This window comes from Limosilactobacillus panis DSM 6035, assembly GCF_001435935.1.
GTDB classification, from domain to species: Bacteria; Bacillota; Bacilli; order Lactobacillales; family Lactobacillaceae; genus Limosilactobacillus; species Limosilactobacillus panis.
This window is the reverse complement of sequence record NZ_AZGM01000103.1, coordinates 1-12904: the sequence shown is the minus strand read 5'-3', so window position 1 is coordinate 12904 and position 12904 is coordinate 1. Positions and strand designations below refer to the sequence as shown.

Below are 12904 nucleotides of genomic sequence, written 5' to 3'. Positions count from 1 at the left end.
TCTAATTTCCTCCTGCGCCAGAAAAATCCCATGCGTGCATCATCCTCATCTTACCTGCCACATCATGGCGAACCGTGATTGTGGCGTTTTTATCACATTTTTTAAGAAGCTCCTGAATACTGTCCTCCTGGTCGTAACCAGTCTCGGCAAATACCTGTCCGTTAGCCGTCAGGTGAGCCCCCACCTGGGTAAACAGACGATGGTAAAAGCCCAGGCCATGCTCATCGGCAAACAGGGCCAGCGGCGGTTCGTATTCCAGTACGGCCCGGTCCATATTATCCTTAGCGGCCGGATCAATGTAGGGCGGGTTGGTGACAATCAGGTCAAAGCGGGTACCTGCCAACTGGTCAAACAGGTCACTAGTAACCGTCCGTACCATTGCTCCCAGGCGGTCGGCATTCTCCCGGGCAACCATCAGGGCCGCGGGCGAAACGTCCGACAAGGTGACTTGCCAGTTAGGCCGCTCCAGGGCCAGAGTAATGCCAATCACCCCACTACCCGTCCCGAGGTCCAGGACTCTTAATGGTGCGGTGGCCTTAACCGTTGCCAGGACCCAGTCGACCAACTCGGCCGTTTCCGGTTCGGGAATCAGGACATCCCTGGTAACCCGGAAAGGCCGGCCGTAAAAGGTGGTCTTGCCAACGATGTACTGGGCCGGCACGTCCTTTAGCAGCTGCTGGACCGCCGCTGCAAACCACTCCTGCTCCATAACCGGCATCAGGTCCCGGTTATGGAGCAAGAGGTGGGTCGTGTCCCAATTATGACGCTGCTCAAGCAGGAACTGGGGAGCGGCCGGGTCGACTGAACTATCCTGAAGGGCCTTTTGCGCCCAGCGCTGGGCCGTAAAGTAGGTCCAGGCGGTTTTATTCATTACGCAACTGCTCCAGCTTCTTCGTCTGGTCGGCCACAATCAGGGCTTCAATGATTTCGTCGAGGTCCCCCGACATGACCTTGTCCAGCTTGTTTAAGGTTAAACCGATCCGGTGGTCCGTAACCCGGTTTTGTGGGTAGTTGTAAGTCCGAATCCGTTCCGAACGGTCCCCAGTCCCAATGGCATTTCGCCGCTTTTCGTCATAGGCGCTCTGTTCCTTTTGTTGGTAGTAGTCGTAAACCCGAGACTTCAGGATTCGCATGGCCTTAGCCCGGTTTTGCTGCTGGGAACGTTCATCCTGCATGGCAACTACAATCCCGGTTGGCAAGTGGGTCATCCGGACCGCGGAAGAAGTCTTGTTGACGTGCTGTCCACCGGCACCACTGGACCGGTAAACATCAACCCGGATATCCTTTGGGTCGATATCCACGTCAACGTCCTCAGCTTCGGGCATCACCCCAACGGTAGCGGTTGAGGTGTGGACCCGGCCGGCGGACTCAGTGACGGGAACCCGTTGAACCCGGTGGGCACCGTTTTCAAACTTCAGCTTGGAGTAGACCTTGTCACCAGTGATCATCAGGGCAATTTCCTTGAAGCCGCCGACTTCAGTTTCGTTCTTGTCAACGACTTCAACCTTCCAGCCCTGCTTTTCTGCATAGTGAAGGTACATATTGTAAAGGTCAGCCGCAAACAGGCTGGCTTCATCCCCACCAGCGGCTCCCCGGATTTCCATGATGATGTTCTTATCGTCGTTCGGGTCCTTCGGGATTAAGAGAACTTCCAGCTCCTTTTCCAGCTTAGCCTGCTGGTCACGGGACTCAGACAGCTCATCCTTGGTCATGGCCGTCAGGTCCGGGTCGTCGGTTTCCCGCAGCATCTCTTCGTCATCCTTAATCGTCTGGGTGACCTTCTTGTATTCGTTATACTTCTCAACGGTTTCCCGCAGGCTCCCCTCTTCCTTGGAGAGTTTCATAAACCGTTGGGAATCGGCAATCACTTCCGGATCACTAATCAGTTCGTTTAACTCATCATAGCGGTCCGCAACTGCTTGCAGCTTATCAAAGATCTCTGAAATTTCCATTATCGATTCTCCTCTTCATTATTTAATAAGGGATGAAAGTAGTGCTTTCGACAGACCGGGTAGTAAGACTCGTTGCCACCGATCTGAACCTGCTCACCCTCGTAGACCGGCTTGCCGTCATGAATACGCAGGTTCATCGTCGCCTTGTGCGGACAGAACCAGCAAATCGTCTTCATTTCCTCAATCTTATCGGCATAGATTAAGAGGTACTTGCTACCCTCAAACAATTCGTTGCGAAAATCGTTCTTGAGGCCAAAGGTCATTACCGGAATATTGAGCTCGTCAACAATCTTAATCAATTGTAAGACATGCCGCTTCTTAAGGAACTGTGCCTCATCAATCAAGACACAGTAAACCTTGTGGTCAACCGACCTTACATAGTCATAGATGTTAGTATCATCCATCACCGGTTTGACTTTCCGTTTCAGACCGATCCGGCTGGCAATGATTCCCTCACCAGAACGGGTGTCGACCCCGCTCGTCATTAAGACAACCGGTTTCCCTTGTTCCTCATAATTGTGGGCAACCTTGAGAATGTCAATCGACTTTCCCGAATTCATTGCCCCATATTTGAAAAACAGCTGTGCCACTTTATAACTGCCCCTTTTTTTCATAGTCCTTTTAATTATATCGGAAAGCGGGCGGCTTTTAAACTATTCAAGCCGACGACGGGTAAATGATAAGTTAAGGTTAAGGTTCTTTCTTTTTATTCCCATAAAGCTTAAAATAAAGAGTATTTATCTGGAGAGATCAAAATTGAAAGGAGTAGTTTAAAATGTCAGTTCGAAGTTCATTTGCTGAACTTGCTGGCCGTTCCAGTTACTGGTTCCTGCACCACTTTTTCAACGGGGGGAGCTCGCTGCCGGGAAAATTAACGCTCAAGCTAGGCCCAAATATTTTACAGGCCTTCAGCAAACGGTATGACCTGGTAATTGTTACTGGAACAAATGGCAAGACATTAACCACTGCCTTAAGCGTCCGCGTGCTACGCGAAAAGTACGACCAGGTTCTCACTAACCCCACGGGGTCCAACATGGAACAGGGAATCGTGACCACCTTTATCACCGCCCCCCGGCCCAAGAAAAAGGGGCTGGCCGTGCTCGAAGTCGACGAGGCAAACGTGGTGAAGGTCACCAAGTACATCACCCCCATCGCTTTTGTCTTTACAAATATTTTCCGCGACCAGATGGACCGCTACGGGGAAATCTACACCACCTATGCCAAGATTCTTAAGGGGGTTAAGCTGGCACCGCACGCAACAATTATTGCCAACGGTGACGAACAACTCTTCCACAGTAAGGACCTGCCTAACCCGGTGATCTACTACGGTTTTAACCATGAGTACCGTCCGGCCTTCCATGCCCCGGCAAACACCGATGGATTGCTGTGCCCGAAGTGTCAGCACATCCTGCAGTACCACATGCGGACTTACGCCGGCTTAGGCGACTATTTCTGCCCCCACTGTGGTTTTCACCGGCCGGAGCTAACCTATGCGGTAAACAAACTGGGAAAGATGACGCCGACCCAGTCGTCATTCGAAATTGATGGTCACCCTTTCACTATTAAGATTGGGGGGCTCTACAACATTTATAACGCCCTGGCTGCCTACACACTTGGTCGCTTCCTAAATGTATCGCCGGCCCAGATTAAGCACGCCTTTGAGGCGGACGAAAAGGTCTTTGGCCGCCAGGAGGTCATCAACGTTGAGGACAAGGCCGTCACCCTGATTCTGGTCAAGAACCCGGTGGGCTTAAATCAGGTCCTCGATATGATTGAAACCGACCCTAAGCCGTTTAGCTTCGTCTTCTTGCTCAACGCCAAGTATGCCGACGGGATTGACACCAGTTGGATTTGGGACGGTAACTTCGAGAAGCTGGCCCGGTCGGATATCCAGCAGTACATGACCGGTGGGGAACGCTATAAGGACATCACCACCCGGCTGACGATGGCGGGAATCGACAATATCTGGCACGAAATCAACCTGGAAAAGGTACTGGATAAAATCAAGCAGCTGCCAAGTCAGCACGTCTATGTTCTAGCCACCTACACGGCCGTCCTACAATTCCGCAAGCTGCTTACTGAAAATGGCTACCTTAAGGAAGGAGGAAAACACAATGGCTAAGTTTCACTTAAAGCTCGCCCACCTATATGGCGACCTGCTGAACACGTACAGTGATATTGGCAACATCATTGCCCTTCAATACTATGGCAAGATAATGGACGCCGAGATTGAAAGTCGGGTTATCAGCATTGACAACCAGTTCGATCCGGACGCCTTTGACATGGCCCTCTTCGGTGGGGGGCAGGACTACGAACAACTAGTGGTTTCCCGCGACCTGCCAAACAAGAAGGCCGCCTTAACAAAGTTCATTAACGAGGGGAAGCCCCTCCTCGCCATCTGTGGTGGCTACCAGCTCCTCGGTAAGTACTACATTGGGGCCAACGGTGAAAAGATTCCCGGCTTAGGGATTCTCAACCATTACACCCTCAGCCAGGATAATAACCGCTTCATCGGCGATATCGCCATTAAGAACGAGGAGACCGGTGAGGAGTACCATGGTTTTGAAAACCACAACGGGCGGACCTTCCTGGGGGATGGCGAACGACCACTAGGCAAGGTGGTAACCGGGCACGGTAATAATGGTGAAGACGGGACTGAGGGGGCCATCTACAAGGCAACCTACTGTTCCTACTTCCATGGTCCGATTCTGACCCGGAACGGGGAAATCGCTAAGCACCTACTGCTGATTGCCCTCCACAACAAGTACCCGGACGCCGACTTGAGTAGGCAGGAAGCCCTCAAGATCGCCCCAACATTCTAGGGGTAAGGTCAATGAAAAATGGCTACTGTTTCCTTCTTGCCGCAGTCTTCTTGATTGAAAGTTTCTATGAGGTGCGCCTGTATGCTTTCTTGCAGGTGGCAATCCACCATCCCCGTGCACAAGGCAAGCAGGAACAAATTAAACGGGCAATTTATTGGGAACTCCGGTGGAACTGGGGATCTTGGATTCTGATTATCCTCCTTCTCTTTGCCCCGGGGCGCTATAACACCCTGCTCATGGCGATCATCACCCTAATTGAGACGATCGTCGTCTACCGGATGGACCGGATTAAACAACAACTGATTTAAAAAATTAAAGGAATTGGAAAAAGCCAGCAAAGCTTTTTCCAATTCCTTTTTCGTTTATTTAGTCAATGTCATCACAGTAAACAACTGGCTTGATCAGGTCAGCTGGCTTGTTATGCATTAATTCTAGAGCATCCGGAATCTTTTCGAAGCCGTGGAACTTGTGGGTAATCATCAGTGAAGGATCCAGCCGGCCGTTGGTAATCAGACTAGCCAGCTTTTCCATCCGCAGACGGCCACCTGGCATCAGGCCACCATCGATGGTGATGTTGGACATCCCAACACCCCAGTCACCAGCCTTGATTTCAATGGTGTGGTTACCATTCAAGTAGGCAACATTACCGATTGAGCCACCTGGCTTCGTCATCCGGGCGGCTTGGTCAAAGGTGTGCTCAGTGTCCCCACCGGCAATCAGGACCCGGTCAACCCCCTTGTTGTCGGTCAACTTGAGGATTTGGTCAGCGATATCACCGTTGTGGTAGTCAACAATGTCTGTAGCTCCGTACTTCTTAGCTACTTCAACCGTCTTTGGCCGTGAACCAACGGCAAAGATCCGACCAGCACCGTGCAGGACTGCTCCACGCAGGGCCATCAAGCCAACGGGGCCAATCCCAATAACGGCAACGGTGTCACCAAATTCAACGTGGGCCATCTCATCAGCATGGAAACCAGTTGGGATCATGTCAGACAGCATGCAGGCAACACCAGGGTCCATTCCTTCTGGCATGTGGGCCAGGTTACCGTCAGCATCATTTACGTGGAAACGGGTTGCGAAAACCCCGTCCTTGAAGTTTGAGAACTTCCAGCCGGCCAGCATCCCACCGGAGTGAGAAGCAAAGCCCGCTTGTGAGTTCAGGTCGGACCAGTCAGGGGTAACTGCTGGTACCAAGACCTTGTCCCCTACTTTAAAGTCCTTAACTTCGTCACCAACCGCTACAATCTCACCACATGCTTCGTGCCCTAAGATCATGTTGTGACGAGGACCAATGGCATTCTCGTAAACGGTGTGAATGTCAGAGGTACATGGGGCAACGGCGAGTGGCTTAACCAGCGCGTCACGGTGACCCAGCTTAGGATCATCCTTTTCGATAAAGCCAGTTTCGTTTGGGCCAATCATTGCAAAACCACGCATATTTGGTTCCACCTTTCTAAAAACAAAAGTATCATCCAACAAGTTAAAATTAACATGCGGATGATACTTTTGCAAGCGCTACCGGTCCTTCTAATTAGGCAAGGTGGTCTGTTATCAGCTTATTAACGGCCTGGGCATCTTCTGGTGTCTTACTGATCAGGATAAGGGTATCATTCCCTGCTAAAGTCCCAATCACCTCCGGAACGTCCAACTCGTCAAACATCCCCGCAAGGATGGTAGCGTAGCTTGAGTTGGGTTCAGTCTTGACCACGTTTAAGAATTGCACCGTCTCGACGGTCTGGACGTTGTTGTGAATGCCCAAATACAGGCGGTCGTAGTTATGGGCTGGGTCCTTTTGCAGTTGAACATAGTAGGTGTGGCCGGTCCCATCACTGGCCTTAACAATATTTAACATATGGATATCACGTGAAATGGTTGCCTGCGTGGTCTCAATTCCGGCATCGTTGAGCAGCTTCAAAAGCTCGTCCTGGGTCTCGATTTTGCGCTCGCTCACGAGCTGCTCGATATATTTGCGTCGTGCCTTACGATCCATTCGGCTCCCCCCCTTAGTAATTTTTATTCATTTCCTCAGATATTTATTAATAATCATAAGCAATTATCACTAAATTGTCAACGGGGAAGGGCTTAATTCAACAGTGTTTACTCGTGCTTTTATTTTTGCAGGGCCCTAATGAATAAAAATTAATTCTGGGCCATTTCACGGAGGTAGGTCGCAAAGATTTGGTCGCGGCGGTCGAGGTAACGCTGGTTGCGCGCCGTCGGGTGGACACGGTTAGTCAAAACGATCATCCCCTGGTCAGTCTGCCGGTCGAGGATCATCCATGTGCCAGTAAAGCCGGTGTGACTAATCAGGTAGTGGCGGTCAGCCTGCCGGAAGTGCAGGAGCTTCCAGCCCAAAGACCGGCTGTGCTCTCCAGGAATTGGCGTCTGGTCGGTGAAGAGCATGTCAACCGTCTTGGCGTCCAACAAGCCGGCCAGGTTGCTTTCAATTAGTGCCCGGCCGTAGGTTGCGAGGTCAGCTAGACTAGCGAACATTCCCGCGCACCCACAGTGCTTCCCCAGGATGTAGCCCTTGGGGTCGTGGACCTGCCCCCGAATCAGTCCCCGCTTAGGCTGAATCTCGGTAGGCACACAGTTTGCCGGGGCAGGAGTAAAGGTCGCCCCGGTCATCTTCAGTGGTTTGAGCACCCGGGCAGTGATGACGTCCTGGACGGGTTGCTGGCATAACTCCTCGATGATCCACCCGAGGTATAAGAAGTTAACGTCCGCGTACCGAATCTGGCGGTTGAGGGAGCTATCGACGTGCATTGCCGTTAAGAAGGCCCGCTTCAGTGCAGCCGGCGCCAGTTCGTTGCGGTGGGGAATATAGCCGGTGATTCCCGAGGTGTGGGTCAAGAGATTGCGAATCGTTGGCCGGGGGTCCGGGAAGTCTGGCAGGTACTCCTTTAACGGATCATCGAGCGCTAACTTCCCTTCTTGCAGTAGTTGGGCAATCACGGGGACTGTTCCCACAACCTTAGTCAACGATGCTAGGTCGTACTGCATTCCCGCTTTTAACGGTTCCGGGAAGGGTCGCGTTTGGGCCAGCCCCCGCACCTGCTTGATTTCTTCTGGGCCATCAAAAATCAGGTAACTGATCCCGGGAACAATGCCGTCATGGACCAGCTGGTCTAACTGTTGAGTCGTTTGCTGATAGGATTTCATGATTTACCTTCTTTAAAATAAACTGCTGTCGTAGAACCCTATTCTACCACAGCAGTTTCCTAGTTATTTAGATGTTATTGCCCAAAAATTGACTGTTGTACAGGTCGGCATAGAAGCCATTCTTGGCCATCAGCTGGTCGTGGTTCCCAGTCTCGATGATGTGGCCGTGGTTAACTACGATGATCTGCTCGGCATTGCGGATGGTTGAGAGCCGGTGGGCAACCACGAAGCTCGTCCGGTTCTTCTGCAGGTCATTCATTGCCGACTGGATAAGGGCCTCCGTCCGGGTATCCACCGAACTAGTGGCCTCATCCAGGATCAGGATCTCTGGGTTGGCGAGGAAGGCCCGGGCAATCGTCAGTAACTGCCGCTGCCCTTGAGAGAAGTTCGACGCCGACTCGTTCAGAACCGTTTGGTAACCATCGGGTAGTTCCCGAATGAAGCTGTCCGCGTGGGCCATCCTGGCCGCCTGGTGGACCTCCTCTTCAGTGGCGCCTTTGCGGCCATACTTGATGTTATCATAGATGGTTCCCGTAAAGAGCCAGGTATCCTGGAGAACCATTCCAATGTGGCTTCGTAAGTCGTCCCTGGTCATTGACCGGGTGTCGTGACCATCGAGGTAGATATGGATGGCCACCCTTAATCTCGTAAAAGCGCTCCAGGAGGTTGATGATGGTCGTCTTCCCGGCCCCCGTTGGCCCAACGATAGCGACCATGTGGTTTTTAGGTGCCTTGAGGTTAAAGTCCTCAATCAGTGGCTCATCCCCATAGCTAAAGCGAACGTCTTTAAACTCAACCTTTGGTACCGGCTGCTTTGTTTGGGGCTGGTCTTGAACCAGGGTTTCGTCCATCTCGGGAGCGTCCAAGATTGCAAAGATCCGTTCTGCCGAGGCCACCGTCTGCTGAATAGTGCTGCTGAGGTTGGCCACCTGAGTAATTGGCTGGGAGAACTGGTTGGTGTACTGCAGAAACGCCTGAACGTTCCCTAGGGTGATCCGTCCGTTGATGACAGCAAAGGCCCCTGCCACGGCCACTAGGAGGTAGCCAAGGTTCCGAATAAAGTTCATAAGGGGGAAAATCATGACGGAGAAAAACTGAGCCTTCCAGGCGGCCTGGTAGTACTCATGGTTCTTACCGGCAAACTGCTTTTCCTCGTCCGCTTCCTTGTTAAAGGTCCGGACAATCGTATGCCCGGCGTAGGTTTCTTCAACCTGGCCGTTAATTCTTCCTAGGGCCGCCTGCTGCCGACTGAATAGCCGCTGGGCGGTATAGGGGCAAAGGTCACAACCATTAGGCTCAGGGGGATCATTACGAAGGCCACCAGGGTTAGCTTCCAGCTAATGGTGAGCATCAAGACAAGGACCCCCACAAAGGTGATTGAGCTCGTGATAATTTGGATCAGACTTTGCTGGAGGGTTCCGGCAATGTTATCCATATCATTGACCATCCGGCTCATGATGTCCCCGTTACTGTGGGTATCGTAAAATTTAACTGGAACCCGGCCCATCTTCTCCTTCAGGTCCTGGCGAAGGTTATAAACCACCTTCTGAGAGATTCGGGTCATAATAATCTGTTGAACAAAGGAAAAAAGTCCGGAGAAAACGTACAGGATGACCACAATCACACCGATCTCAAAGATGCGGTGAAAGTCAATTGGCAGGCTGGTCAGGTGGTGACCCGCATGGATCTCCCGGTATCCCTTCATGACCCCGTCATAGATAATCGTGGTTGCCTCCCCCAAGATCTTCGGGGAAATAATGGAGAAGATCACGGAGGCAATTGCCAGGAGGATGGCAATAATTACCCCGTACTTCCATGGCCGCAGGTAGGCAACTAACCGTTTCGTCGTTGGCCAGAAGTGTTTGGGTTTACTAATCTTTCTTGGTCCGCGATGCACGTTCTTCATCCCCCTTCTGAATTTGTGAGTCAACAATCTGCTGATAGGTCTTGTTTTCGGCCTTAAGTTGGGCATGGGTACCCTGGCCAACGACTTCCCCTTCATCGAGGACAATAATCAGGTCCGCATCAGCCACTGTGGAAACCCGTTGGGCAACAATGACCGTAACTGCCTGCTGAATCTGGGGATCATTCCGCAGGGCCAGCCGGAGTTCGGCATCGGTCTTGAAGTCCAGTGCGGAGAAGGAATCATCAAAGATGTAGACGGATGCCGGCTTGATGATTGTCCGAGCGATTGTGCCAGCCGCTGCCGCTGACCACCAGAGAAGTTGGTCCCGTTTTGTTCAACTGGGGCGTCCAGCCCGCCTGCTTTCTTGACGAAGTCGGCCGCCTGGGCAATTCCCAGGGCGTGCCACATTTCGTCATCGGTGGCGTTTTCATTGCCAAACTGCAGGTTCGACCGGATTGTTCCCGTAAAGAGGACCGCCTTCTGCTGGGTGATTGAGATTAGCTGGTGAAGGTCGTTCTGACTAAGCTTCTTGACTGGCTGACCATTAATGGTAATCTGGCCACTCTCAATATCAAAGAGGCGCGGAATCAGGTTCACCAGGGTTGACTTACCGGATCCGGTTCCCCCGATAATTGCCAGAGTTTGTCCGGCACGCACCTTGAAGTTGAGGTTATGGAGGGCGAGCTTTTCGGCCCCCTGGTAGCGGAAGTTAACCTTATTAAAGTCCAGGGAAGCCGGGGCGTGGGGGTCTACCTTAACTTGGTCATCCTGCGGCACGTCAGCAACCGAGATGGTTTTCTCCAGGACGGCGTTGACCCGGGCAGCAGATGCCGAAGCCCGCGGAACGAAGACGAAGATCATCGACAGCATCATAAAGCTGATCATGATTTGGGTGGCATAGGTCATAAAGGCAATCAGGTTCCCCACCTGCATCGTCATGTTAGCAATCAGCTGACTACCAAGCAGGATGATGCCGACATTTGTCAGACTCAAGATTAATGTCATGACGGGAAAGAGGAAGGAAACCAGGGTGAAGGCCTTAATACCGGTCTGGGTATAGTCCCGGTTGGCCCGCTTAAACCGCTCCTGTTCACGGCCCTCTTCACGAAAGGCCCGGATAACCCGGACACCGGTCAGGCCCTCACGGAAAATGAGGTTGATCCGGTCAGTCTTCTTCTGGATGCTCTTAAACAGCGGGACGGCAAAGTACATGACGATAATTACCACCACCGCCAGGATTGGCAGGCTGATCAAGAAAACCTGGGTTAAGCGTGGTTCACGGATATAAGCGAGAACGCAGGCCGCCACCAGCATGATTGGTGACTGGAGCATCATCCGGAGAACCTGAACCATCACGTTTTGAATCTGGACAATATCGTTAGTTGACCGGGTAATTAAGGAAGAATCACCAAAGTCGTTGATTTCCTTACTGGAGAAACGGAGGACCCGGTGGTAAACCTGCTGACGGAGCTTTTCACCAACCTGCATCGCTTGTGTTGAGGCAAAGTAAACATTTCCTGCCGCCGCGAGCAGGCCGATTGCAGCGACACCCAGCATGTAGGCACCATCATGCCAGATGGTTGACAGGTCTTTAAGCACAATTCCCTTGTCCACCAGGTCGGAAGTAATCGTTGGCAGGTAAAGGTCACAGGCGACCTGAATGAACATGAAGAGCACCGCGAGCGTCGTCGCCCAAGCGGTTAAGTTTTTGCGCGCAATTTTAATCATCCGTGTCACACCCCTTTCTTCCCTTTGGTAACAGGTCACCATAGTTGCGGTTTAATTGTCCCTGCATCTTAGTGATCACCGTTAAGAAGGTTTGTTTTTCATCTTCTGTTACATTTTGTAACATTTTCTTTTCAAACTGCCGGCGTTTCTCGGCAAGCTCATGGTAGAGTTGTTCCCCCTTATCCGTCAACTTGACCCGGATAATCCGCCGGTCAGTCCGGTCCCGCCAGCGGGTAATCATCTTACTCTTTGCCAACCGTTCGAGGACCTCACTAACGGAGCCCGGCTTTATCTGGGCAAGGTTTGCAATCTCGCGCTGCGATAAGCCACGATGGTGGGCAAGAAGGTGGATAATTCGCCCCTGGCCACGGAAACTGGCCGGGTTATCAGGCTGTTTCATTGCCACCTGGTGGATTTCACCAATGAGGCAAAATAGCTGTTGAAAGAACTGATCATCACTCGTTGTCACTCGCTGTATCCCCCTTTATATTAATTGTTCGGTGCATAATCGTTAGGTACCTAATGATTATGCAGTCTACGCCTCTTAAAAGAAAATGCAAGAAAAATAATTTAAAATAACGAAACTATTACATAATTGTTTCAAAAGTATTACAATGTAGTTGTAAAGAAATTATTACCTAACATTTTTCAAATAAAAAGAGAGTAGGGGGTTGTAACAATGACGACAACAATGACAAAGAAAATCTTGGGTGGTGCCCTGGTAGCATTAATGACACTTGGTTTAGCAGGTTGTGCAGAAAGTACAACGCCAGCAGCCAAGACGAACCATCCACAAACGGCGAAGGTTACGCAAGCACCAAGCGTCAAGAAGGCAAGTCACGAAACGAGTGTTAAGGCCAACACCGAAACGAAGCAAGCATCGAGTCAAGTTACGACCAACCAAACTAGCGCTAGCTACACTGGTCAGCAAAGCGTAACTCCTCGTCAGGCAGAACAAGTTACTAACCAGTTCACCCAAACAAGTGGAATCAAGCAACACGATGGCCAGACTTACACGGTTACCCAACCAAACGCCAAGGAAGGTTACCAAATCGACGTCCGTGACAACAACGGCGACTCGAATGTATCCCACTTGGAAGGTATCTACAAGTTCAATCCACAAACTAACACCGTTCAACAGATGAACCCAATGACTGGTGAATTCGAAGACAAGTAATTATTAAGTTAATTTTCAGAATGTAAAAGGCAACTCGTAATGAGCTGCCTTTTTGTTTGGGGCAAAAAGAGGACACCATTACGGGGCCTTTTTTATTAGCGAAAAAAGGGGTTGTGACAAAAAGCCTCTGAATCAGAAGCTCCATTCGGAATTTAAC

At 51.2% G+C, this 12904-nt stretch carries 11 protein-coding genes and 2 pseudogenes; 4 read left to right on the top strand and 9 right to left on the bottom strand.

Going from position 1 to position 12904, the window contains the following annotated elements:
- Position 1: 1 nt before the first annotated feature.
- From prmC to FD32_RS06635, 3 genes are read right to left on the bottom strand one after another with little or no spacing between them, the layout of a single operon-like run.
- Positions 2–871 carry a peptide chain release factor N(5)-glutamine methyltransferase gene (prmC, locus tag FD32_RS06645; RefSeq protein ID WP_047767982.1) on the bottom strand — a complete coding sequence of 290 codons (870 nt, stop codon included), beginning with the start codon at positions 869–871 and terminating at the stop codon, positions 2–4.
- Positions 864–1952 (bottom strand): peptide chain release factor 1, encoded by a 1089-nt coding sequence (gene prfA / locus FD32_RS06640; RefSeq protein ID WP_047767980.1) that lies wholly within the window; start codon positions 1950–1952, stop codon positions 864–866. The genes prmC and prfA overlap by 8 nt, the downstream gene beginning before the upstream one ends.
- The gene (locus tag FD32_RS06635) at positions 1952–2542 is read right to left on the bottom strand and encodes a thymidine kinase (RefSeq protein ID WP_047767978.1); all 591 of its coding nucleotides are present in this window, start codon (positions 2540–2542) and stop codon (positions 1952–1954) included. Before FD32_RS06635 ends, prfA begins: the two co-directional genes overlap by 1 nt.
- Positions 2543–2727: 185 nt before the next feature.
- On the opposite strand from FD32_RS06635, the gene FD32_RS06630 reads away from it, so the two are divergent.
- From FD32_RS06630 to FD32_RS06620, 3 genes are read left to right on the top strand one after another with little or no spacing between them, the layout of a single operon-like run.
- A complete protein-coding gene (locus FD32_RS06630; protein ID WP_047767976.1) occupies positions 2728–4074 on the top strand; it encodes a Mur ligase family protein in 1347 nt (448 codons plus the stop codon).
- Entirely contained in the window at positions 4067–4774 is a 708-nt protein-coding gene (locus FD32_RS06625) for a type 1 glutamine amidotransferase (protein WP_047767974.1), read from the top strand. Before FD32_RS06630 ends, FD32_RS06625 begins: the two co-directional genes overlap by 8 nt.
- Before the next feature lie 11 nt (positions 4775–4785).
- A complete protein-coding gene (locus FD32_RS06620) occupies positions 4786–5082 on the top strand; it encodes a hypothetical protein (protein WP_047767972.1) in 297 nt (98 codons plus the stop codon).
- Between the two features lie 58 nt (positions 5083–5140).
- Here FD32_RS06620 and FD32_RS06615 read toward each other — a convergent pair whose 3' ends face one another.
- The 6 genes and pseudogenes from FD32_RS06615 to FD32_RS06590 form a co-directional block, all read right to left on the bottom strand.
- Complete coding sequence (locus FD32_RS06615) at positions 5141–6211, bottom strand: NAD(P)-dependent alcohol dehydrogenase (RefSeq protein ID WP_047767970.1); 1071 nt, start codon at positions 6209–6211, stop codon at positions 5141–5143.
- 94 nt (positions 6212–6305) lie between these two features.
- The gene (locus FD32_RS06610) at positions 6306–6764 is read right to left on the bottom strand and encodes an arginine repressor (protein ID WP_047767967.1); all 459 of its coding nucleotides are present in this window, start codon (positions 6762–6764) and stop codon (positions 6306–6308) included.
- A 149-nt stretch (positions 6765–6913) separates the two neighbouring features.
- Entirely contained in the window at positions 6914–7936 is a 1023-nt protein-coding gene (locus FD32_RS06605) for a serine hydrolase domain-containing protein (protein WP_047767965.1), read from the bottom strand.
- A gap of 67 nt (positions 7937–8003) precedes the next feature.
- Positions 8004–9842 (bottom strand): annotated as a pseudogene (locus FD32_RS06600) (ABC transporter ATP-binding protein).
- Positions 9808–11570 (bottom strand): annotated as a pseudogene (locus tag FD32_RS06595) (ABC transporter ATP-binding protein). Before FD32_RS06595 ends, FD32_RS06600 begins: the two co-directional pseudogenes overlap by 35 nt.
- Complete coding sequence (locus FD32_RS06590) at positions 11563–12039, bottom strand: MarR family winged helix-turn-helix transcriptional regulator (RefSeq protein ID WP_047767963.1); 477 nt, start codon at positions 12037–12039, stop codon at positions 11563–11565. The pseudogene FD32_RS06595 and the gene FD32_RS06590 overlap by 8 nt, the downstream one beginning before the upstream one ends.
- Before the next feature lie 210 nt (positions 12040–12249).
- Between FD32_RS06590 and FD32_RS06585 the strand changes: the two genes are divergently transcribed.
- Complete coding sequence (locus FD32_RS06585) at positions 12250–12747, top strand: hypothetical protein (RefSeq protein WP_047767961.1); 498 nt, start codon at positions 12250–12252, stop codon at positions 12745–12747.
- Positions 12748–12904 lie beyond the last annotated feature (157 nt).

What these genes read in the sequence shown, in the direction of transcription:
- FD32_RS06610 (WP_047767967.1), bottom strand. Translation starts at nt 6,764, where the DNA reads ATGGATCGTAAGGCACGACGCAAATATATCGAGCAGCTCGTGAGCGAG.
- FD32_RS06630 (WP_047767976.1), top strand. Translation starts at nt 2,728, where the DNA reads ATGTCAGTTCGAAGTTCATTTGCTGAACTTGCTGGCCGTTCCAGTTAC.
- FD32_RS06605 (WP_047767965.1), bottom strand. Translation starts at nt 7,936, where the DNA reads ATGAAATCCTATCAGCAAACGACTCAACAGTTAGACCAGCTGGTCCAT.
- FD32_RS06615 (WP_047767970.1), bottom strand. Translation starts at nt 6,211, where the DNA reads ATGCGTGGTTTTGCAATGATTGGCCCAAACGAAACTGGCTTTATCGAA.
- FD32_RS06620 (WP_047767972.1), top strand. Translation starts at nt 4,786, where the DNA reads ATGAAAAATGGCTACTGTTTCCTTCTTGCCGCAGTCTTCTTGATTGAA.
- prmC (WP_047767982.1), bottom strand. Translation starts at nt 871, where the DNA reads ATGAATAAAACCGCCTGGACCTACTTTACGGCCCAGCGCTGGGCGCAA.
- FD32_RS06625 (WP_047767974.1), top strand. Translation starts at nt 4,067, where the DNA reads ATGGCTAAGTTTCACTTAAAGCTCGCCCACCTATATGGCGACCTGCTG.
- FD32_RS06585 (WP_047767961.1), top strand. Translation starts at nt 12,250, where the DNA reads ATGACGACAACAATGACAAAGAAAATCTTGGGTGGTGCCCTGGTAGCA.
- prfA (WP_047767980.1), bottom strand. Translation starts at nt 1,952, where the DNA reads ATGGAAATTTCAGAGATCTTTGATAAGCTGCAAGCAGTTGCGGACCGC.